Source organism: Salinisphaera sp. G21_0 (assembly GCF_017744115.1).
GTDB lineage: Bacteria > Pseudomonadota > Gammaproteobacteria > Pseudomonadales > Endozoicomonadaceae > Endozoicomonas.
Genome location: NZ_JAGHQW010000004.1, coordinates 57,217 through 79,072, shown reverse-complemented (window position 1 = coordinate 79,072; position 21,856 = coordinate 57,217). Strand labels below are relative to the sequence as shown.

Genomic DNA, 21,856 nt, shown 5'->3' with positions numbered 1-21,856 from the left:
GAGGCCTATCTATGCCTCTGGTGAATGTGTTATAAGCGCGCCCTGATAAACACAGCTGGCCTTTTCTACATGGACATTTATTCAACCGTAATACTGCTATTCCTGATCATGGATCCTTTGGGCAATATGCCCGTCTTTATCTCAATTCTGAAAGGGGTACCTGAAGAGAGGCGTAGCAAGGTTCTTATCAGAGAGCTGCTGATAGCCCTGGTTATTCTTCTGATCTTTCTTTTTGCCGGAAAATACCTGCTCCTCTCACTGCATTTGAAGCAGGAATCGGTGAGTATTGCCGGTGCGATTATCCTGTTTATCATCGCCATTCGCATGATTTTCCCATCCAGCCGGGGGGGCGGCATCATGGGCAGTACGCCAGACGGTGAACCATTTATTGTTCCCCTGGCGATTCCCCTGATTGCTGGCCCATCCATTCTGGCAACGCTGATGCTGGTCTCCAGCCAGCATCCGGGAAATCAGTGGCCACTGGCCATGGCCGTTTTTATCTCCTGGGCATTGAGCGCCGCCATTCTGATGATGTCGGGTAAAATTATGAAACTACTGGGTAGTCGGGGCATATTTGCCATTGAGCGGCTGATGGGGATGATCCTGGTGATGCTCTCGGTGCAGATGTTTATGGATGGTATTGCTCACTATTCTGCTTAGTAAATACTTACTGACTGCTTCCTGAAAACAATCAATAAACCGGAAGCAGTTCCTGTACAAACTCAACATATTTCCACTATCATCGAACTATTTGCCGCATAAGTTTTCTACCATGGATCTAGATACCTGCGCCAAGGCTCTGAAAGAGTTGGGTCACCCTTCACGACTTGGAATCTACAAACGTCTGGTCAGGTCTGGCCATCAGGGTGTGCCGGTGGGGGCCCTGCAAAAAGAGCTGGACATTCCCGGTTCAACGCTTTCCCACCATATTTCAGCCCTGGTCTCTGTGGGGCTGGTTAAGCAGAAGCGGGATGGCAGGACACTGTATTGCATTCCCCAGTTCGCCACCTTCAATGAGGTCATGGGGTTTCTCAGCGAGGAGTGTTGTGTGGATGAGTCAACGTAATCAGGTGGGGTAAGTTACCAGTGCCTGATGGATCAGGCACTGGTAACTGGATCATTAAGCAGCCATAGAGCGCTTTTTCATATAAACCAGCAATAGAGATACAGCAGCAGGCGTCATCCCCTGGATACGGGAAGCGCGGCCCAGTGTCTCCGGACGGGCATCAGTCAGCTTTTGCTTCAGCTCGTTGGAAAGCCCTTCGATCAATGTGTAGTCCAGCGCCTGTGGTATGCGTGTGTTCTCATAACGTCGCATACGGTCTATCTCTTCGGTCTGACGGTCAATATAGCCCTGATACTTGGTCTGTATCTCCACCTGTTCCGCGACCTGATCATGGGTTTCAGCGTCTCCCACCAGTCCGGCCACATCGTTATAGGTCAGTTCCGGGCGACGCAGCAGTTCCAGAAGGCTGTATTCACGGCTTAAAGGTTTGCTGAGCTTATTTTCCAGGGTACGGGCAGCATCATTACCGGGATGGACAAACGCCGCCCTGAGGCGCTCAGACTCCTTCTCAATACGTTCTTTCTTGTCACTGAATGCCATCCACCGTTGATCATCCACCAGCCCCAGCTCTCGGCCTTTCTCGGTCAGACGCAGGTCGGCGTTATCTTCCCGCAGGATCAACCGGTATTCTGCCCGGCTGGTAAACATCCGGTAGGGCTCACTGGTGCCATTGGTAATCAGGTCATCCACCAGCACACCGATGTAAGCTTCGTCACGACGTGGGCACCAGGATTCTTTATCCTGCGCCCTGAGCGCCGCATTCATACCCGCCAACAGCCCCTGTGCCGCCGCTTCTTCATAGCCGGTGGTCCCGTTGATTTGACCGGCAAAGAACAAGCCTCCAATGGCCTTGGTTTCCAGGGAGTACTTCAGTCCTCTGGGGTCAAAGTAATCGTACTCAATGGCGTAACCGGGACGGGTAATATGGGCATTTTCCAAGCCTCGAATGGATTGGATCAGGTTGATCTGCACATCAAAGGGCAAACTCGTCGAGATGCCATTGGGATACAGCTCATGGGTGGATAACCCTTCCGGCTCCAGAAAGACCTGATGGGAGGTTTTATCCGCAAACCGGGTAATTTTATCCTCAATGGATGGGCAATACCTCGGACCGATCCCTTCAATAACCCCGGTAAACATGGGTGAACGATCCAGCCCTCCACGGATGATCTCGTGGGTACGCTCATTGGTATGGGTGATATAACAGGACACCTGTTCAGGGTGCTGCTCAACCGTGCCAAGGTAAGACATCACCGGCATCGGCGTATCCCCCGGTTGTGCTTCCATCACGGAAAAATCCACACTTCGGGCATCAATACGGGCAGGCGTCCCTGTTTTCAGGCGTCGAACATCCAGAGGCAGTTCTCTCAGCCGGTTGGCCAGGGCAATGGATGGCGGATCACCGGCCCGGCCACCGCTGTGGTTTTCCAGACCAATGTGAATCCGACCACCCAGGAAAGTACCTGCGGTCAGAACAACGTTTGCGGCAAAAAAACGAACGCCCATGTTGGTTACGACACCACGAACCTGGCTGGTGTTGTCATCAACCACCAGATCATCCGCAGACTGCTGAAATATCCACAGGTTCTCCTGGTTTTCCAGAATCGAACGAATCGCGGCCTTGTAAAGCGCCCGGTCAGCCTGTGCCCGGGTAGCCCTGACCGCCGGACCTTTTCTGCCATTGAGCACCCGGAACTGGATACCGGCAAGATCCGTCGCTGTTGCCATGGCACCGCCAAGGGCATCCACCTCTTTGACCAGATGACTTTTACCGATCCCGCCAATGGCCGGATTACAGGACATCATCCCCAGAGTTTCGATGTTATGGGTCAACAACAATGTTTTAACGCCCATACGTGCTGCCGCCAGGGCGGCCTCCGTACCGGCATGACCACCACCGATCACAATCACATCAAATTGTTTTGGGAAATCCACTGCCAACGTCTGTCACCTGATATCAAGAGAAGATAAGGCTAGCAATTATACACCGGTTAGCCAGTGCTGTGACCCATCATTGGATAAGCGTGATCTGAAGACTTCGCAGTGCCAGCCCAATGACAAAGCCTGCATAACGGGCGTGAGTGGCAACCGGTCACGTAATTTTACTCACAGCCAGCAGATCTGCCCAAAAAGTTTGTTTTTTTCTTATCAAACGACGAAGTTCTTCCAGGTAAACAACAGTAATAACAGCGAATAGCTGTTTCTTAATGTTATCTTATTTTTTTTATTGATATTGGTGTTGATAAAATCTGTGGATAAACAGATAAAGATCTTTATTTTCAATATCTTATAGATTGAACAACCCTGTTGTATTGTTGGGCGTAAGGTTTAGTTAACCTGTCATTAAACTGTGGAAAAAAATGGCCTTATCCACAGGGCAATTTTATCAAAGGGTTATTCCCTGCGTTGTTCATAGCTTGTCTGTGTATATTTCCACATTTCCATAATGCCCGGGTACTTTGCCTGACAGCCAGCGGTTATGGGATCTACCGGGTAATCAGTGGATTTATCGCCATTGAATTTATCCACAGGGCAATAAAGCAGTTGCGAAGTCAGGGAAAATAAGTACAATTCGCAAACGATAATAATTCTTGTTTACAGACTGCTATGAAAAAACTCCTCTCTATTACTTCCGCTATTGCGATTTCCTGTTCTTCTTTGCTGGCCCAGGCTGCCGAAGAGGTCAATATCTACTCTTACCGTCAGCCTTTTCTAATTGAGCCCATGCTGAAAGACTTTGAAAAGGAAACGGGCGTCAAGGTTAACGTGGTGTTTGCCAAGAAAGGTCTGGAGGAGCGTATTGAGCGGGAAGGTAAATTCAGTCCGGCAGATGTCGTACTGACTTCCGATATGATCAGTCTTTTTGACCTGGTTGATCGCCAACTGGTGCAACCCGTGAACAGTAAAACCATTAATGAGAACATCCCTGTGCACTTAAGGGATCCGGATAACCAGTGGTACTCATTAACCATGCGGGTGCGTAATATTTACAGCTCCAAGCGCAGCGACAAGCCCGTTGATATCAACTATGAAGACTTGGCCAGCAGCAAGTTCAAAGGCAAGATCTGTACTCGCAGTGGCAAGCACCCCTACAACATTGGCCTGGTCGCCTCGATGATTGCCCATAACGGTGAAGCACAAACCAGACTGTGGCTGGAAGGGGTAAAAGCCAACCTGGCCCGTCGCCCACAGGGGAATGACCGGGCCCAGGTCAAAGCGATCAAAGAGGGGGTTTGTGATGTCTCTCTGGGCAACAGCTACTACTTTGGCAAGATGATGGAGAATGATGATCAGAAAGCCTGGGCTGACGCCGTTTATATTAACTTCCCGAACCAGAAGACGGTGGGTTCCCATGTCAACATCAGTGGTATGGTGATGGCAAAGTATGCACCGAATAAGGATAATGCCCTCAGGCTGATGGAGTACCTGGCCAGCGAAGAGGCTCAGTCCATTTATGCCCGGGACAATATGGAATATCCGGTCAACCCGAAAGTTCCAGTGTCTGACACCGTGGCTGCATGGGGAGAATTCAAGGCGGATCCACTGCCTATTTCAGACATTGCAGCCAACCGAACCAAGGCTCAACGTCTTCTGGACGAAGTAAAATTTGATCTTTAGATCTTGTCATTAGTACATGAATCACAACTTACCAACCTACTGGAGGGCTGGCAGCTGGCTGCTGGCCCTTTTACTTTTTTCCCCTGTTATCGCCCTGGTCCTGGAGGCTCTCGCCCCTGCCGGTGAGTTATTTGATCATCTTTGGGATACTGTACTAACCACCTACATAGTAAACAGTGTTCTTCTGATTCTCGGGGTAGGGGGACTTGGGGCTGTTCTGGCGATCCCTGCTGCCTGGGTGATGGCCAATGCCCGGATTCCGGCAAGAGATCAACTCCAGTGGTTACTGGTATTACCACTGGCCATGCCATCCTACGTTATTGCTTATATCTATACCGACCTGCTGGAATTTGCCGGACCAGTGCAGCGTTTTCTCAGAGCGCTCACGGGGTGGACGTCAGCAGCAGACTATTCCTTCCCGGAAATACGTAGCCTGGGCGGCGCAATTATTGTGCTTGCCCTGGTGCTTTATCCCTATCTGTATCTGCTGGCAAGAACCGCGTTTCTTGAGCAATCGAAAAGCCAGACCCTGGCCAGCCGACTGTTAGGTTGCTCACCACTGCACAGCTTTTTCCGGGTAACCCTGCCCATGGCCCGTCCCGCCATCATTACCGGTCTGGCGCTTATGGGCATGGAAGCCCTGGGTGATTTTGCCACGGTAAGCTATTTTTCCGTGCCCACATTAACCACGGCGGTATACGACACCTGGCTTGGTTATGGCAGCCTGAATGCGGCGGCAAAAATCTCGGCCATGATGTTGCTGGTGGTCATGTTGTTGATCAGCATGGAAAAATACAGCCGTCGTAAACAGCAGCTCTACCAGAAAAATACCGGACAGGAGCAGCGGGAGTTGATCGAGCTTTCCGGCTGGTCAAAATGGCTGGCTATCGGCTGGTGCTGGATGTTGGTTATTCTGGGCTTTTTGTTGCCATCACTGGTGCTGGTGGAGTACCTGATTGCCTATTTCGACGAGTCATGGAGCAGTGCGCTGTTTGAATACGGTATCAACAGCCTGGTGGTTTCCGGTTCCGCAGCTGCAATTGCCTGCTTTATAGCCTTGTTCCTCGGTGTTTATCAGCGTTTACAGCGCACGAGCTTTTCCCGTATCCCTGCTCGCCTGGCCTCCACCGGTTATGCCCTGCCGGGCAATGTTCTGGCCATTGGAGTACTGATCCCTCTGACGCTCTCGGATAATTTGCTCAACGAACTGCTGATTCACTGGCACCAGTCACCGATTGGGCTTATTTTCAGCGGCTCTGCCATTACCCTGGTGTTTGCCTACGTGGTGCGTTTCTCCGCCGTTGCTGTTGGCAGCGTTGAGTCCAGTCTTGGGCGAGTGTCTCCTTCACTGGATATGGCCAGCCGAACCCTGGGATGTAGCCCCCAGGAAATGGTCAAGCGTGTGCATCTGCCGTTAATTCGTAAAGGCATGCTGGCAGGGCTGCTGCTGGTATTTATTGAGGGTATGAAAGAGCTGCCTGCCACACTGCTACTGCGGCCCTTTAATTTTGAAACACTGGCCACCCGGGTATTCCAATACGTCTCTGATGAGCAGCTGGAATATGCGGCACCTGCCGCATTGGTGCTGGTTCTGGTAGGATTGGTTCCCCTGATTATGCTTAATCGCTCTCTGGAGAGACAGGAACAGCAATGAGTGCCCTGAACATCACTGAACTTGCCTGTGCTTATGATCGGTCTGCCAGAAAAAGCAGCGCCACTGCCGATCATCTGGTCCTGTCCGGGGTAAACCTGGCCATTGAGGATGGTGAAATTGTTTGCCTTCTGGGTCGCAGTGGCTGTGGTAAGTCGACCTTATTAAAAGCGATCGCCGGTTTGATTCAACCGGTATCCGGCACCATTGAGCTGCATGGCAGGGAAGTCAGCTCTGCTGCCAGAGTAATGCCGCCAGAGCAGCGGGGCATCGGCATGATCTTTCAGGATTATGCCCTGTTTCCCCACCTGACGGTGTTTGACAACATCAGTTTTGGACTTAAGGGTGCCTTCGGCCAGAACAAACAGACCTCCGAACAGGTCAGGCAGCGGGTTCAGGATATGCTGCAACTGGTGAACCTTTATGGTCTTGACCAGCGCTATCCACACGAACTGTCCGGAGGACAGCAACAACGGGTGGCCATCGCCAGGGCACTGGCCAACGAGCCTTCCATTCTGTTGCTGGATGAGCCGTTTTCCAATATCGACAGCCAGGTCCGCCAGCATCTGGTCAGGGAAATACGGGATATCCTGAAGCAACAAAAAGTCGCCGGACTGTTTGTGACCCACAGCCGTGAAGAAGGTTTTGCTTTTGCGGATACCATTGCCGTCATGGGGCAGGGCAGAATCATGCAGCAGGGGACGGCCTTCGATATCTATCACTCCCCTGACAACCGTTTTATTGCCGACTTTATGGGTGCCGGAAACGTTCTGCCGGCCACCATTGAAGATGAGTTTCATGTAAGCACCCCGTTAGGCGTTGTGGCATCCACCCAACCGCTCTCTGTGGAAAAAGCAGGGACAAGTCTTGAGTTATTTATCCGGCCACAGATGGTTGCCCTCTCGGCTGTGGATAAATCTGAAGGCTCACTGACTCAGGCCTCTACCGATACTTTTCCACAGGCAACCATCACCCGGCAGCAGTTTATGGGAAAAAGTATACGCAGCGAGATTCATCTGGACTGTTGCCAGGGGAGCTATCAGCTGGTGGCCGAGCATGCAAATCCGGTAGCCGGGAATGCCAACGTTCAACTGAACATTATTCCCCATGATCTGGTGTTGTTTGATGCTGATGGCCTGAACGCACGCCAAAAAGAAGAACCACACCATGACGCCCAGACATAGCCGATGTCAGGCTAAGAGTTTCGAAAATACGCTGGACATTGCGTTATTGTAGTGGTGAAGCGAGGTTTAAAGTCCTGAGAATTATTTCAGAAATGACATCTCTGGACTAACCTCTTAATCAGATTTTTCCGGAGTGATCTGATGAGAGAGTTTATCTTGCCATTGCCTCCTGCACAGGAAAAACCAGATAAACCTTGTCTGAGTGAAACGAATCCGGTTATTCCTGAACAATCAGCTCATTTCCACAGGTGGAGTATTACCTGGCTACCGGTGGAATTATTGTTGAAAATTACCGGTTATTTACCGCTTAAGGACGCGTGTAATCTGGCACTTGTTTCCAGAAGAATGCACACGGTCCTGAATGAATATGGATTATTTGAAGTTGTTCGGTACTACGGGAATCTGAGTAAGAATGAACAGATGTTTTACCGGGACCTGAGTATTACCAACCAACCACTGATTCATCATCTGCGGACATCAACAATACAAGTCATTGCCGGACAATCCTATTGTACTGACGATTTGCCGGCAATCTGTGCATATCACGCTGATCATTTACGCAACGAAACCATTAATGCCATCTCCCTTAAATTTGTGCTGCTAAACTCGTTTGGCAGGGAAGATAACATCAGTCATTACTTTCTCAATGAAAATCACAGTCAGCTGCTCATTAATGATCGTCACAGCTCTCAGTATTCTATCTGGACGGTGGGAAGTGATGGTTACTGGAGCATGGAATTCACCCTTAAAGTCCGCTGTTTCTTCGATTCCTTTAACAGCATTGATCGATACCTTGGCGATACTTTTTTTTTACCTGTTGATCCTCCCCCCTCTGAAAGACTTGTTTTTAAAACCTATGGCGCTAAAGACGTTTTACTGTCGATTATTCATCGGGATGGGAAAGGCTTATGGGAAACACAGCAAATGACTGTCGCTGAGCTTTTTCCCGATGCTGGTAATGAACAAAGGATTGATGTTACTACTTTATCTTATCAGGTTTCACCCGATGGCAAATCTCTGATTTATTCTGAAGACTCCCCGTGGAGACAGATTTTAAGTCGGGAATTGAATGGTCAATGGACAATCAAAGGTGATTGCCCCCAGGGTTACACTTATTTCAGCCCGGACAGCAATCATATTGCCATAGATATTGATGAATATATCGTATTCTTTAGAAAACAAAAGGATGGCTGCTGGCTAGACAACGGGGCACTGAAATTTAGCATGTATACAACGGCTCTGACAAAAAAAGGAATAGATATTGAGGATACAGGAGGTTTTGACTCAATTGCATTCAGTCCGGACAGTCAACATTTTGCTGCATGTTTCAATTATGCCGGGGAAGATTCCGACGACATGGAAATACATTTAGAGGATTTCTTCGTGGTTGTTTTTAGTCTTGGTGATAACGGTCGATGGTCTGAAACCATAAGAATCACTAAACATCAGCCCCACCCCGTCCAATGTATTTCACTGGAAGTAACCTTTAGTCCCGATAGTCGGTATCTGGTTGTTCATAGCGAAGATAATTTTGATATCTGGCATTTAACGGATAACAACGCTTGGATAGCGGAAATAAAAGATCATGACTATTTCCAGAAGTCCGGGAGGGTTTTGCCTAATTCAATGGTGACATTCAATGTTGACTCCTCGGTATTTGTGCTGTTTCAGGAGGGATCTGCAATGGTCTGGCAATTGGACGGGGCTGGAGTGTGGCACTGCCAGCATAATTTTATTTATACGTGTGACAGGAGAGGTAATCGCAGGTATGAAAACTCCGCTGTTCTTACTGCCCAGAAGCTCAGCCCGGACGGACACTCGATTATTTGTACTGATGATCGGGGGAGGCTGGATATCCGGGTACAAAAGGAAGACGGTGAATGGGTCCAGCAAACCCCGGACCCTGATTTACGACTCTGTAAACCTGTTTTTAATCACGGTGGGTACCTGCTTGCCGGCCTTGATGTCAACAACAAATCTTGCCTGGTTGTACTGGGCATAAACCCAAATGGTATCTGGCAGGAAAAGGGCCGCCTGCAAGCGGAGGGTTGCATTGACAGCTTCAAATTCAGTCCTTGCGGCCACTCCATACAGGTCACCTCTATAGATGGCGACCAGAAAATCCTGTCTTTTTGGCAGATAGAGCGGGAGCCTGACAGGCAACAAAGAATGTATTTACCGAGTTCCCGGGAGGCTGACCAAGAATAGCCACCGTATGAATGTAGCAGCAGCTGCCCGATAGTGCAGTCCATTCTCAGACAGCCTCTTACATCAGATTGAATGCCCTTCTTTAATCTGAATTTAAAGGACTATTCCCCCAACCTTGTAGATAGAGGCCGGTGGAAAAAGACTACCCATTTTCTCCTTTGCTATTGGGCAGAAAATCCGTATTACTCAGCCAGTTGATAAAACCGGGTGGTTGATTAACCGGAAAGACGTCTTCGTTCATCAAGTCATTGATGATGGTTGCTGAGCGCCAGGCTGTGAGGCTTAACTGCGGCTCAACAATGCCATGACTGTGCAAACCGGCATTCACCGCATAAATCCGGCGGTCCTCCGGGCCATCCCAGGCCACTTTGAAACCTGGGGATAGCTGGAATCGATTTTGCTGATCCAGCGTTAACCGTTCCCGAATCGGTTCCAGATACTCAGGCAGTGTATTCTGGAAACCAGTGCATAGAATAACCACGTCAGCGGCCAGTCTTTCATCACATTCTGACAATGCATTGAATAAACGCAGATCATAATAGCCTGTGGGCGTTAAGGACATATCCGCTAACGTTCGATCCGGCAGCAATTGCCAGCTTACATCATCATTGTCCAGATAGGTTTGGTCATAAAGCTCCCGGTAGAGTTCCAGCAGATAGGCCGGGGTAATCCCATCACTGGCCAGCTTTTGATAATTGACGATGTGCTCTTTTTTATCATCGGGTAGTGACAGAAACTGGCCGACATAGCCCGGGGTGAAATACTCATTGGTAAAGGGGCTTTCATCCAGAGGTTCAAAACCCGCTCGCCGGGATACCCAGTTCACCTGGGCAACCTTTCCCCATTGGCCTCGCAGACAGTTCAGGAAGACTTCGGCCCCGGTCTGTCCGCCACCAATAACCGCCACCCGTTTATTGGATAAATCTATATCCCGAGTCATCAGGCTACCGGCATGGAAGCAGTGCGGGCCGAGCCATCGCCGGGTACACTCAGGGGTATGGGGTGATTTACCGGTGCCCAGACAGAGATTTCTGGCTTTAAAGGATTGATGGTCAGACTTCAGCACAAAGTGATGATCAGTAAAGCTGACTTCCCGAATTTCAGTATCAAACGTTACCGAACTCAGGTTATTTGCCACCCAGCTCAGGTATTCAACAAACTCTGTACGGCTGATGACCATTTTTTCAGTCGACAGAAATGAATAAAAACGGCCTTTATTGACCAGAAATGAAATAAACGACCACGGGCTTGTAGGCTGAACAGCGGTAACCAGGTCTTTCAGGCAGGAAGTTTGCATATGAGCCCCCGGAAGCATTAAACCCGGATGCCAGCCAAAGGTTGCTTTTTTGTCAAAAAACCGGGTTGAAATGGCAGGCTGACTATCGAGCAGGGCGGCCAGGCTCAAATTGAATGGCCCGGCACCCAGTCCGGCCAGTTCCAGAATATCGGTTTCGCAATCCGTGATTTTTTGCAATCTCATGGCACTTCCCTGAATGTTGTTGCTAATGGGTTGTTAAGCGGTGTACCCAGTTCCGGCAGTGGACGTTCACTGGCGTCACCATAACCCTGTTTGAACCGGACTCTGTTCAGGCAAACACGGGCCATTTCCGGTTGGAACAGGTCAAAGATTTTAAATCGCCCGTTAAGTTCCGGGTGTGCTTTCATATACAACTGCAGTTGCTTACCAAGGAGTCCGTAAAAGTCCACCTCCGAAAACCCTTTTTCCGCCAGGCAAGCAGAAATAAAACGCAGAACGCTGACAAAGTGCCCCGTCTGCAGGTCATGGATAAGGTATTCAGCGGGCAGTCTCGCAGTTACTGAGCGGGCATAGTCACTCAGGCTTTCAAGCTCAGGAAAGTCCTGATCAACAAGACGCAAGTCACCCTGAAAATCTTTAAGAGCAACACGCACAGGCTGATGATGCTCAAGAACCACCGTGACATTCTGACCATGGGCCACAAGGCCAACACCGTATTTACAGAGCAAATGGTAGAGTGGGATGACCACCGAATCGAAGAGCCGGGTCAACCATTGCCTGGCAGACAGCCCTGAACGTCGTATGTACTCATGGATTAGCGGCTCATTGAAACCATCGCGCTGAAACAGGGTGGAGATCAGGACAGCACGTTCAGATGCCTTGATTTTGTCGTGTACACTCTGTCGCCAGATGCAGCCCAGCATCTCATGATAACGATAGGGGGCATCCTCAATCCGGGTAAATATCGGGTTGGGGTAGAAGGCTCCCGCGGGCTCTTCGAGGACGATGACTCCCCGGTCTGCCAGCGTTGGGTCACTATCCACAATATTGGCCAGCCACCTGGATATCATCGGCCCGGCCTTGATGTATTGACCGGGAATACCCCGATAGCAGGAGGTGTTTAAAATCGAGAGCGGCAACTTGATATTCAACTGTTTGGGTCTCTGCCGGTTTGATAGCGTACGCAGAGACTGTTGCGGCAACATGGGATCACCAAAAGCCCCCAGATGAACGATACGACCCGCAGCAATCTCACCAGCAAATAAATTCACCAGCTTGTTTTGCCATTGCCATGGGTGAACCGGCAGCAGGAAATACGCGTCTGCTGTTAAATTCATTCCATGAAAGACGCCTAAAAGCCTGGCCTGAGCCTCTGTATCAAGCACAGCAGACAATAATGCCTGCTCAGAAAGGTCGTCTATTTTGGATAGCTGACAATGCTCTCGGTTGACGGCCAGCCATTCCAGTTGAATATCCGGCAGAAATTCGGTGGCATAGGACTCATAGTCATTGAACCCCCAACCGATACGGCCTTTGCTGACGGTCACTTTCGGGTGACCATCCAGATAACATTGGAGCTCATCATCGGTCAGGTCAATCAGCTCAGCGGCGGTTTTTTGATGGTAGTTCTGCTGTACCCTGACTTCGGCCATCAGGGTGTTGGCCAGCTCTTCCAGAAAGTTTGCCAATATTACTGACGTAAGATGAAGTTCCGTCCGGGCATCAATAAAGAACTGACTGACATCGGAAAATGACCAGCGCTGACCATCAGGGCCGGTGCGAATAATGGAGGCCGGGTCAATGATCAATTGATCCCAGATGGTTCGCCAGGCGGCGAACTGATAGCTGGTGCCACTTTGCAGCTCCAGGGTGAAATCACCGTTATCAAGCTCCAGTGGCACAATCGCTTCTTCCCAGCTCAGTTCACTGAGACTTTTGGCCAGCAATCGTTGGTTAGCCTGTAACCAGAAAGAGGAGGGTTTGGTCTTCAGTGGACTCTTCAGTAGACATTGTGTGACTGCCTGATTCATAGCTGTACCTCCCTGAAAAACGTACGTCGATAACCGTTTACCAGGGCTGCCCGTTTATGGGGGAAATCAAACGTTTTAACAAACGACCAGCCGGCAGGTGCCAGCAATTTCAATAAACGCCGATTGTCAGCCCTTGGCTCGCCAACCAATCGGCCGGTTCTCGGATCATCCAGATAGAGGAAGTGGGTTATGGATTTGGTCCAGCTGTTGGAAAACCGTTTTCCCAGGAAGTCCGGGTTTCCCACCAGAAGATGAAAACCTCGGTCCCATGGCTGGCAGTCATAATAGGGAGCTATGCGATCTTCCATCGCCCAGTAAAGCTCAAAGTAACCAAAAGGTTCACCGTTAATGCTGCCGACCAGGGGCCAGGATTTTCTGTCTTTGAGCAGCGTTTGAAGGTAGTTGCGCAGCTCTTCCCTGCTCTTTGCCAGTTCCCAGAACTCAGCAACTCGCGGCTGATTCATCCACTGATGAAAAGTGGCCAGGTCTTCCTCTGGATCAATGGAACGGAACGAGATAGTGAGATCATTTTGATAATCATAACGCTGATAAACGACACCAGAAGGTTGTAATGGTCGCAGCGGATGGGAAATGCCATTGCTGTTTTCCGTCCAGATTTCCGGCGTCAGAACGCTGCTGTTCTGCCAATGCCAGAGCGTTCGATTCTGATAAAAGCCGGTTCTGACGTTAATGCTCTCCCCGGAAGTCTGATCGATAGCATGTAACCATGACTCTGGCTCCAGCCGTTCAGATAGCAGGGGGGACAAGTGAATTTGTTCCAGCATTGGATGGTTTGCATACAGATAATCCAGGCCTGCCGCCATAAGATGAGCGGGAATCCTGTCCTGCTGGTCGGAGCTATTGGCAGGAGAAATAACCAGCCTGTCGGTGCCATAGATGCTCAAATGCAGCGAAGTGGTAGCATCATTGATCAACAGTGTGTTGGCGCTGAGAGGCTTCAGTGTTATCTCCGGATTCAGAATACCCGGCAATGTTTTTCCCGGAAGTTTCATTGTTGTTGTCATTGCTGTCCCTGTTTACGGATTTTTGGCGATTGGCGATTAAGGTAGAAGTTCGTCCTGTGACAACCCGACCAGCGGGTTCGATAGTGGGTGATACACTGCCAGAGGATTCTCCAGGGTGTTCTCATTCATATCGCAGTAAGAGCAATAAAAGTTGCCTTTTGACCAGAGCTCAGGGCTATTGAGAATGTAGTCCAGACAACGGGGGTCTCTGGGATCAGACGCTCTGAGTTTCACCAGAAATTCCCTTAGAACAATCAGCAGTGAAGGCTCGGAGGTGACTTGTCCGGCCCCAAGGGCACTGATGACACCAAAGGTGGAATTGATGATCAGATAATAGGTAAACAGCCAGTTGCCCAGCTCACCATCCACATGATGCTCCTGCTGTCTGGTTTCTTCTGAGATCGTCTCCGCAAGAAGCTCACGGGCTATATGGCTGTAGCCCGTTCCCTGACAATCACGGAAATAGACTTTCCGGGGATAACCCTGTTTCAGGGTGATCAACAGGTTCTGCTGATGGGCACCAAATAAAAGACCAAAGTCTGACTGGCCAATCATTAGCGGTTCTACGACGGTTGACAGGTATTGGTTAAACCAGCGAAGAGCTATCCTTTCTGGCGAAAGCTGCTCTTTGTCAGCCAGTTTCCGGATAAGTGTAACCAGCCTTGATTCACCGCTGGGATTATCCTGGGTCAGGCTGGCCAGTAACTCGGTTCCCTTCAATGATTGAGGGTTATTGAATGGATTTTCCCGGAGAACCATCATGGTCTCTGGCAATATCTGCCCATCCGGCCCCCTGATAGCCCCATGGGCAGGCTCGGTGATCACCTCAAAGTCCGGGTAGCGCTGCTTCATTTCCGTGCCAATGGACCTATGATATTTCACCTGATGGATCTCTTTGCCGCGAATCACCTCTTTAGGCAACAGATGACGTACGGAGTTGGTCAGTTTTACGCTGAGTGAATACTTCAACATAAAAGACGCGTGGCTGGCATGTAGGGAACGTACAGATGATGTTGCTCTCCAGTCACTGCCCTTTAATCCATAATCAACCAGTTTCTTTTCCTGAATCAACTGACGTATGTAGCTGCTTTTCAGCCACTGCTGGGCCTGCCATGGGTGGGCGGGCAAGAGCGTTTGATGCTCAGGGGTTGCATGGAGTAACGCTGCAGGAAAGCTTTTGTCTTCTTCTGCCAGTTGTCTGGTCAGTTCACTGAACGACAGTGTATGAACACTGTCGTCATCGAGTAGGTCGGAGTCTATGGCAAACCAGTGGAGCTGGAAGCTGCGACCAAACTCCGGCATATATCGGGCGGCATCATCCTGACTGAATTGATCACGACTTTTCGGGCAGGGATGGACAGAGTGCCCTGTCAGCAGTGACTGTTCTGAAGTCTGAAAATCCCCGGGACCGTTAAAAATGTCGTCTAATGATGGCTGACGGGCTCTCAGATTGGTTTCAATATTGTTAACACTGTGATGAATCCGTTGCAGGAAATGTCTCCGGGTCTGTGGATCGCTCTGCCAGAGAATATCCCCGGTTACCAGCAACTGAACAGCCTCCATAAAAGTGACGGGAATAGCCGTTGCTTTTGCCGGGCTTGATAAAATCACTGGCATTAAAAACTGGTGACGCCCGGTAATTGAAAAGTGACTGATAAATACCAATAACGATGAATCATTGACAGGAATATTGATCACACGATCAATATTCTTCCCCGTTGCAGAGATGAATTGTGATCGATAACGCTCTATCGCCTTAAATTCACTGGCTTTATGAAATGTCCAGCCTTGCCATTCCCGCAGGAGCGCATTAAAAAAACAGTTAGCGCTCAGCACTTCAGCCTGGTTTCTGATCATAGCTGCATTACCAAGCCATTGATCATTCACGCCACCGGAGGATGTGCCGGACATTATTTTATCAGCCGAATGTTTTAGTTTTGAGTCTGAGGACATCATTATTATTTCAGTTTTTAAAGGTTCAACGAATTACGCTCTCATCAGCAACGTTGTTGAGAGTTAGTTATTAAAATTTTTAATACGGGTTAGTCATCAATTCTTAACTTATCCAGCAACCCATTTTCTTTTTCAACAGTCTGTTATTTCCATTTTTTAAAATTGAACCCATCCTGGATTGGGTTGCTATCCTATATGATAACAATTATCATTTGCAACAAATTGAATAATAAATGTGCAGTGTTGAGAATTAAACATGCCGGAAAATGCGTTATATCCCGTTTCAACAGACACACATTCCGGGCAACGCTCAGGCCGGAATAACTTTTGTCGTTTGATTGCGGTATTCCTGCTGGGAACTGGCCAGACAACGCTGCTGATCAGTCTGCCAGCCATTCTGGAAGAGACCGGAATTGGCTACGGTGTGCTCAGTGTCATGGTTGCTCTCGGTACCGGACTGTTTATCCTATCGGCCCCCATCTGGGGACGAATATCAGATAACTATGGTCGTATACCTGTAATCATCTCGGGTACTGTCGGCATAGCCCTGAGCTTTTTGATGCTGGCCCTGTCTATTCAGGGAGTTGTGTCTGGCGTGCTGAATCAACAGCAGGCAATTTTCTTGATGTTCTCTGCCCGCATCATCTATGGGCTGCTTGCATCTGGCTTGTATCCGGCGGTTCAGGCATGGGTAATTGACGACAGTGCCCGAGTAAATCGGGCCAGAATGCTCAGCCGCATCACAGCAGGTATTAATGTGGGTCGGCTATCAGGCCCCCTGGTTCCAGCCTTACTTATCGGTTGGGGAAGTGCTTTTCCTCTCGGTGCGGTATCGCTGCTGGCCATGGTTTTCCTCATTATGCTGGTCATTTTACCCGTGGTATCAGTAAGGCATGACAAGGTGTCAGGGGGCCGTAATGGCTATGTGCGCTTATTAATGGCAGAGACCTGGCCATTGCTGCTACTGGCGTGCTCAGTCACAACGCTGTTTGGGTTTCTGCAATACCTGGCCGGTCCCCGACTTCATCTTATTGTTCATGATGGAGTAACCACCACCCGATTACTGTCAATCCTGATGATGCTGGCAGCACTGTCGACCATTATTGCCCATCTGGTCGCTGCCCGGTGGGTTCAGCGAAATCTGGTCATGGCATTGAAGTGTGGGAGTGTGTTGTTGCTGATTGGCACTATGTTCATGGTGACTGGTAAGAACCTGTTCTGGCTGGCCAGCGGAATGACCATCAGCGCCGCTTCGGTTGCTTTATTAACACCAGCTTATACAGCGTTGGCATCTGCTCAGGCCAGCCGTCAGCAGGGTGCGCTTACCGGCATGCTCACTATGATTCATACCATTGGCTATACGCTGGGTGCATTGCTGGCCGGCACGATTAATAGTAATGGCTGGCAGCAGGAGTTGGTCGGGGTGCTGGTTGCCAGCGTATCACTGATGATCACTTTTTTATGGGTTGATCATGAACACGGGAAGTCATTATGTCTGCGATTCAAATGATGGGTTGGCCCATGGTTACCATCCGCTTTAATGCTCCGGCAACGGATCAGGATGCACGGGATTGGTTACATGAGTTATCCGGGCTTCTGGACAGAAAAGAGCCCTTCAGCATGGTAATACATGCACAGCCTAATAGTGAATTTTCACCCGTAGCCCGTAAATTGCTTGGGCTCTGGTTTAAGGAGAAGCGGGAGTTGCTGGGTTTATATTGTACTGGTGTCGCCAGACTGGTTGGCTCGGAACAAGAGGGCGACCGTGTAGTCAGTAAAAACATGCAAAGTGCCATGCCGTTTCCCATGAAGGCGTGCCTGGATTGGAGTGAAGCAAAGGATTGGGCAATGACCCGAATACAGGATAACAAGAAAATCACTTGAACGATCAAATGATAATCAATATCATTCGCAACCATCTCAAAGCAACTGATCAATAAACCAGCAGAAAACGGATCAGCCTGAGACAAACGACACAGTTCATCAAAAAAAGAAAAATGGATGTCTAATCATACACTCCGCCTTAATCAGGCAAGTTACCGTGTTAATGGCAAGCAGGTGATCAAGCCGATCAGCCTTGAGTTGGCTCCCGGCAGAATAACCGCCATTCTCGGCCCCAATGGTTCGGGCAAAAGCACGCTGTTAAAGATGCTTTCCGGTTTGATCACGCCGGATGGCGGAGAAGTGTTGCTTGCAGGAAAACCACTGCTTCAATGGCACAGAAAAGCGCTGGCCCGGAAGCTGGCACTGTTACCTCAGCACTCACCCGTACCTTTGGGAATGTCAGTTTCTGAACTGGTCGCCTGTGGTCGTTACCCTCATGCCGGCCCCTTTGGCCGGATGAAATCCAGTGATCATCAGGCAATCAACACAGCCTTGGCTCGGGTGGACATGGCGGACTTCGCAAAGACACGGGTCGATCACCTGTCCGGTGGAGAAATGCAGCGGGTATGGCTGGCGATGATCCTGGCTCAGGAGACCGGTATCTTATTGCTGGATGAGCCCACCTCATGGCTTGATATTGCCCATCAACTCCAGCTGCTTGATATTGTCCGGACGTTGAACCGTGAGCAAAATACGACAGTCGCCTGGGTTCTTCACGACCTTAATCAGGCGCTGCAGTTCAGTGATGATGTGGTGTTGATGAACCATGGAGATCTGCTGCGAAAGGGCAGGGCGGACCGGGTACTCGACACGGAAGTGATTGCAGATGTATTCGGTGTTAAGACCACCAGAGTTCAGCCGGAAGGCTATGATCACTGTCTGTTTTTGCCATCGGCTAACAGTACGACTGAGCATTTACTACAACCGGTGCTGAGTGTATCAGACAAGGAAGTGGCCTGAATGTCAGTTTCTTTCAATGCCAGGCTACACATTGCTTTTACCTTACTGTTGCTACTCGCCACTGTTCAGTCAGCCGGGGCATCCTCTTTCGATTCAGGTGAAAAAATACCCGATAAAATCGCCGCCCTTAATTGGACCCAGGCGGAAATGTTGCTGACTCTGGGTATTACACCTGCGGGTGTCACGTCAATCAAAGGGTATAAGGAGTGGCAATCCAATAGTCCGGTAATGCCAGACGGGGTTCAGGAGCTGGGCTTAAGATCCGAACCATCACTTGAGGCCATTGCGGCGCTCAAGCCGGATTTAATACTGGGCTACCAATGGCGACACAATCGAATTATTTCAGAGCTGGAAGCCATTGCTCCCACGGTGCTCTTTACCCAGTATCCCACAACAGACACCCCATCAAACTACTACCACAGGATGCAGAGTGTCTTTCGCTCTGTCGCCCGACTGATCGACCGGACGACTCTGGCAGAGCAAAAGCTGCGGGAAATGGAGCTATTAATGGATCAGGCACGACGTCGTATCCAGCAAGCCGGTATGACCGGACAGTCAGTGGTCGTTGGCAAATTTGTGGGAATGGGCCTTGGGCTCAGGGTCTATGCCGATGCGTCCATGGCGGGGGCCATCGTTAATGAGCTGGGTCTGGTGAATAGCTGGCACAGCGCTCTGCCAGGGCGGGACTTTACCCATGTTGACCTGTTAAAGCTGACCACCATCGGGAATGCCAGCCTGCTTATTATCGGTAGTCAGCCTGATGACCTTCCGGCCATGACCCGTTCTCCAGTATGGCAGGCTATCCCGGCGGTCAGAGAAGGGCGGGTTCACTATTTGCCGGCACTGTGGTCCTTCGGAGGACCGCTGTCCGCAAACCGCATGGCAACGGCAATCGTGTCACAACTGGTACCGGAGGCATGATGAGTTACTCCGTCCCCTTTAAAGCAACCACCGTCTTCCTGTCGGTATTTCTGCTGTATGTGGTGGCCGTGGCAATATCATTAATGACCGGCCCATCAGGAATTGACGCCAGTTTGCTGGTTGATATGCCATTTTTTCCATCGTCAGTACCGGGCGGGAGTATCCGCGAGCATCAGCCCCTCAATGCAACCATTGTTACCTGGTTGTTACTGCCCAGAACCCTGATGGCTTTACTCTGTGGTGCAGCCCTTGGTGCGGCCGGAGTACTGATTCAGTGCGCAACCAGAAACCCCTTTGCCAGCCCTGCAACCCTAGGCGTTAATGCCGGGGCCATGGTTGCGATTGTCATGGGATCGGTATTGCTGCCGGACATTACCGGGCAATACCCGGTCGTGGTGGCATTTACCGGTGCAATAATCACCACATTACTGGTCTTCCGTCTGGCCAGTGCCATCAGCCATTCGCCGGTTAACCTGGTACTGGTGGGGATGGCAATCACCCTGTCCTTCGGTGCCATCAGTGCTGGCATGCTGATGTTTTTCGAAAACCGTCTGGATGGGTTGTATACCTGGGGTGCCGGTAATCTCTCCCAGTTCGATTTTCAGGCGGTTCAGCACAGCGGGCCAATAATCCTGCTGTTCACCCTTATCGCGTTATTCTTTGCCCGGCAACTTGACCTGATTGCCCTGGGGGCAGAACAGGCCCAAACCCTTGGGGTAAATGTGCGCCATGCCGTTGGTTTTTCTTTGCTGATTGCCGTGATTTTGTCTTCTACCGTCGTCAGTCAGGTGGGGATGATCAGTTTTGTTGGCCTGATCGCACCTCATATTGCCCGGGGCCTGGGCTGTCAGTCGGTATGGTCGCGACTGCTGCTGGCTTCGGTGGTGGGGGCATTGTTGCTGCTCAGCGCTGATATTGCCGCACGATTGATCCCGATAATGGTCTCGGACTCCCATTACAGCTTTCCTGCCGGTGTCATGACCACCATTGTTGGAGCCCCGTTTATGATCTTTCTGCTGACGCGGAGAAACCGGGTCAGTGCACAGGTGACAACACCGGGAGAAACGGGGATCCGTGCGCTTTTCCCTATGAACCCCAACCGCACCCTGGCCGTTCTGTCCGCACTGTGCCTGGTGTTGATGGGACTGAGCCTGTTCAGCCAGATAGAGATGACGTTTATGCACCTGCGCTGGCCCAGGGTCATGAGCGCTGCATTTGCGGGTGCGGCACTTGGGGTTTCCGGTCTCGTTTTACAAACATTAACCCGAAATCCACTGACCAGCCCGGATGTATCAGGATTAACGACAACCGCTGTTTTATTTATTGTGCTGGGTGCCGTCCTCTACCCGGGAATAGACAGTTTTGGTTTGATGCTGTTAGCCATATTCGGCAGTGGTTTTGCGTTGGCTCTATTGTTGACCCTGAGCCGTCTGACCGGTTTCAATCCACTATTATTTGCCCTGGGCGGCCTGTGCCTTTCTGCGGTTTCCGCCACCCTGATCAGTATGGTGCTGGTTCTGGGCAGCAACCAGTCCAGTGAAGTGCTGATCTGGCTTTCCGGCAGCACCTATGCCGTGACGGATGAACGCACCTATCCCCTGTTTTCAGCCGTTATAATCCTGCTTCCCACTTTGTGGATGATGTGGCGCAGGCTCGATATTCTTCAGCTTGGTGCCTATCTGCCCACACTGCTCGGTATTCGTGTATCCGTCACGATTGCGCTGTTGCTGATAATCGTCGCGTTGCTCAGTGCAGTCAGTGTGGCAGCGGTAGGTGGGGTTTCTTTTGTAGGATTGATGGCTCCCCATATTTGCAGAGTGACCGGTATGTCCAGTCACCGTCATCTTATTCCCGCAGCAGCCATTACCGGGGCATTGTTACTGGTCAGCAGTGACTGGTTATCACGAACCGTTATCGCCCCCTTTGAAATACCCTCAGGCCTTCTGGTTTCCGGTGCCGGTGGTATTTACTTCATCCTTCTGCTGCTCAGCGGAAAATACATCCAGCGTCGTTAACTTAATAAAAGAAGTAAAGAGGCCTGCAGGAAGCAGGCCCTGAATAACTATAAGGACTCAATAAGAATGACAATCATTACTCA

17 protein-coding genes are annotated in these 21,856 nt (G+C 50.2%); 11 read left to right on the top strand and 6 right to left on the bottom strand.

Features of this window, described 5'->3' with window-relative positions; all coding sequences use genetic code 11:
• Positions 1-69: 69 nt before the first annotated feature.
• Together J7439_RS03050 and J7439_RS03045 are read left to right on the top strand one after the other, a co-directional pair.
• Positions 70-660, top strand: coding sequence for a YhgN family NAAT transporter (locus J7439_RS03050; RefSeq protein WP_209200294.1), 591 nt, complete (start codon positions 70-72; stop codon positions 658-660).
• A gap of 112 nt (positions 661-772) precedes the next feature.
• On the top strand, positions 773-1,066 hold the full coding sequence (locus J7439_RS03045; protein ID WP_209200293.1) for an ArsR/SmtB family transcription factor: 294 nt from the start codon (positions 773-775) through the stop codon (positions 1,064-1,066).
• A 54-nt stretch (positions 1,067-1,120) separates the two neighbouring features.
• Here J7439_RS03045 and mnmG read toward each other — a convergent pair whose 3' ends face one another.
• The gene (gene mnmG / locus J7439_RS03040; protein ID WP_209200291.1) at positions 1,121-3,001 is read right to left on the bottom strand and encodes a tRNA uridine-5-carboxymethylaminomethyl(34) synthesis enzyme MnmG; all 1,881 of its coding nucleotides are present in this window, start codon (positions 2,999-3,001) and stop codon (positions 1,121-1,123) included.
• Positions 3,002-3,460: 459 nt separating this feature from the next.
• On the bottom strand, positions 3,461-3,595 hold the full coding sequence (locus J7439_RS26260) for a hypothetical protein (protein ID WP_286198160.1): 135 nt from the start codon (positions 3,593-3,595) through the stop codon (positions 3,461-3,463).
• A 78-nt stretch (positions 3,596-3,673) separates the two neighbouring features.
• Here J7439_RS26260 and J7439_RS03035 point away from each other — a divergent pair, with 78 nt between their 5' ends.
• The 4 genes from J7439_RS03035 (at position 3,674) to J7439_RS03020 (ending at position 9,727) form a co-directional block, all read left to right on the top strand.
• Positions 3,674-4,684 carry a Fe(3+) ABC transporter substrate-binding protein gene (locus J7439_RS03035; RefSeq protein WP_209200289.1) on the top strand — a complete coding sequence of 337 codons (1,011 nt, stop codon included), beginning with the start codon at positions 3,674-3,676 and terminating at the stop codon, positions 4,682-4,684.
• Between the two features lie 16 nt (positions 4,685-4,700).
• Entirely contained in the window at positions 4,701-6,338 is a 1,638-nt protein-coding gene (locus tag J7439_RS03030) for an ABC transporter permease (RefSeq protein ID WP_209200288.1), read from the top strand.
• Complete coding sequence (locus J7439_RS03025) at positions 6,335-7,519, top strand: ABC transporter ATP-binding protein (protein WP_209200287.1); 1,185 nt, start codon at positions 6,335-6,337, stop codon at positions 7,517-7,519. Before J7439_RS03030 ends, J7439_RS03025 begins: the two co-directional genes overlap by 4 nt.
• Before the next feature lie 141 nt (positions 7,520-7,660).
• Positions 7,661-9,727 carry an F-box/WD repeat-containing protein gene (locus J7439_RS03020; protein WP_209200286.1) on the top strand — a complete coding sequence of 689 codons (2,067 nt, stop codon included), beginning with the start codon at positions 7,661-7,663 and terminating at the stop codon, positions 9,725-9,727.
• A gap of 142 nt (positions 9,728-9,869) precedes the next feature.
• On the opposite strand, the gene J7439_RS03015 is transcribed toward J7439_RS03020, so the two are convergent.
• The 4 genes from J7439_RS03015 to J7439_RS03000 are packed head-to-tail and all read right to left on the bottom strand — an operon-like array spanning position 9,870 to position 15,951.
• On the bottom strand, positions 9,870-11,207 hold the full coding sequence (locus tag J7439_RS03015) for a lysine N(6)-hydroxylase/L-ornithine N(5)-oxygenase family protein (protein ID WP_209200285.1): 1,338 nt from the start codon (positions 11,205-11,207) through the stop codon (positions 9,870-9,872).
• The gene (locus J7439_RS03010; RefSeq protein WP_209200284.1) at positions 11,204-13,015 is read right to left on the bottom strand and encodes an IucA/IucC family protein; all 1,812 of its coding nucleotides are present in this window, start codon (positions 13,013-13,015) and stop codon (positions 11,204-11,206) included. Before J7439_RS03010 ends, J7439_RS03015 begins: the two co-directional genes overlap by 4 nt.
• Positions 13,012-14,040, bottom strand: a complete 1,029-nt coding sequence (locus J7439_RS03005; RefSeq protein WP_209200283.1) for a GNAT family N-acetyltransferase — start codon at positions 14,038-14,040, stop codon at positions 13,012-13,014. The genes J7439_RS03010 and J7439_RS03005 overlap by 4 nt, the downstream gene beginning before the upstream one ends.
• A gap of 36 nt (positions 14,041-14,076) precedes the next feature.
• Positions 14,077-15,951: an IucA/IucC family protein gene (locus J7439_RS03000; protein ID WP_209200282.1), complete on the bottom strand. Its 1,875-nt coding sequence runs from the start codon at positions 15,949-15,951 to the stop codon at positions 14,077-14,079.
• A gap of 376 nt (positions 15,952-16,327) precedes the next feature.
• Between J7439_RS03000 and J7439_RS02995 the strand changes: the two genes are divergently transcribed.
• From J7439_RS02995 to J7439_RS02975, 5 genes are all read left to right on the top strand, one after another.
• Positions 16,328-17,503: an MFS transporter gene (locus tag J7439_RS02995; protein ID WP_209200281.1), complete on the top strand. Its 1,176-nt coding sequence runs from the start codon at positions 16,328-16,330 to the stop codon at positions 17,501-17,503.
• Positions 17,485-17,877 carry a hypothetical protein gene (locus J7439_RS02990; protein WP_209200280.1) on the top strand — a complete coding sequence of 131 codons (393 nt, stop codon included), beginning with the start codon at positions 17,485-17,487 and terminating at the stop codon, positions 17,875-17,877. Before J7439_RS02995 ends, J7439_RS02990 begins: the two co-directional genes overlap by 19 nt.
• A gap of 117 nt (positions 17,878-17,994) precedes the next feature.
• A complete protein-coding gene (locus tag J7439_RS02985; RefSeq protein WP_209200279.1) occupies positions 17,995-18,837 on the top strand; it encodes an ABC transporter ATP-binding protein in 843 nt (280 codons plus the stop codon).
• Positions 18,838-19,758, top strand: coding sequence for an iron-siderophore ABC transporter substrate-binding protein (locus J7439_RS02980; protein WP_209200278.1), 921 nt, complete (start codon positions 18,838-18,840; stop codon positions 19,756-19,758). It abuts the gene before it with no gap.
• Entirely contained in the window at positions 19,755-21,773 is a 2,019-nt protein-coding gene (locus J7439_RS02975; protein WP_209200277.1) for an iron ABC transporter permease, read from the top strand. The genes J7439_RS02980 and J7439_RS02975 overlap by 4 nt, the downstream gene beginning before the upstream one ends.
• Positions 21,774-21,856 lie beyond the last annotated feature (83 nt).

Excerpts from the sequence above, each read along its gene's own strand:
- J7439_RS03045 (WP_209200293.1), top strand. The coding sequence starts at position 773 with ATGGATCTAGATACCTGCGCCAAGGCTCTGAAAGAGTTGGGTCACCCT.
- J7439_RS02985 (WP_209200279.1), top strand. The coding sequence starts at position 17,995 with ATGTCTAATCATACACTCCGCCTTAATCAGGCAAGTTACCGTGTTAAT.
- J7439_RS02980 (WP_209200278.1), top strand. The coding sequence starts at position 18,838 with ATGTCAGTTTCTTTCAATGCCAGGCTACACATTGCTTTTACCTTACTG.
- J7439_RS03025 (WP_209200287.1), top strand. The coding sequence starts at position 6,335 with ATGAGTGCCCTGAACATCACTGAACTTGCCTGTGCTTATGATCGGTCT.
- J7439_RS02975 (WP_209200277.1), top strand. The coding sequence starts at position 19,755 with ATGATGAGTTACTCCGTCCCCTTTAAAGCAACCACCGTCTTCCTGTCG.
- J7439_RS03000 (WP_209200282.1), bottom strand. The coding sequence starts at position 15,951 with ATGTCCGGCACATCCTCCGGTGGCGTGAATGATCAATGGCTTGGTAAT.
- J7439_RS03020 (WP_209200286.1), top strand. The coding sequence starts at position 7,661 with ATGAGAGAGTTTATCTTGCCATTGCCTCCTGCACAGGAAAAACCAGAT.
- J7439_RS03050 (WP_209200294.1), top strand. The coding sequence starts at position 70 with ATGGACATTTATTCAACCGTAATACTGCTATTCCTGATCATGGATCCT.
- J7439_RS03015 (WP_209200285.1), bottom strand. The coding sequence starts at position 11,207 with ATGAGATTGCAAAAAATCACGGATTGCGAAACCGATATTCTGGAACTG.
- J7439_RS03010 (WP_209200284.1), bottom strand. The coding sequence starts at position 13,015 with ATGAATCAGGCAGTCACACAATGTCTACTGAAGAGTCCACTGAAGACC.
- J7439_RS03005 (WP_209200283.1), bottom strand. The coding sequence starts at position 14,040 with ATGACAACAACAATGAAACTTCCGGGAAAAACATTGCCGGGTATTCTG.
- J7439_RS02990 (WP_209200280.1), top strand. The coding sequence starts at position 17,485 with ATGTCTGCGATTCAAATGATGGGTTGGCCCATGGTTACCATCCGCTTT.
- J7439_RS03030 (WP_209200288.1), top strand. The coding sequence starts at position 4,701 with ATGAATCACAACTTACCAACCTACTGGAGGGCTGGCAGCTGGCTGCTG.
- J7439_RS03035 (WP_209200289.1), top strand. The coding sequence starts at position 3,674 with ATGAAAAAACTCCTCTCTATTACTTCCGCTATTGCGATTTCCTGTTCT.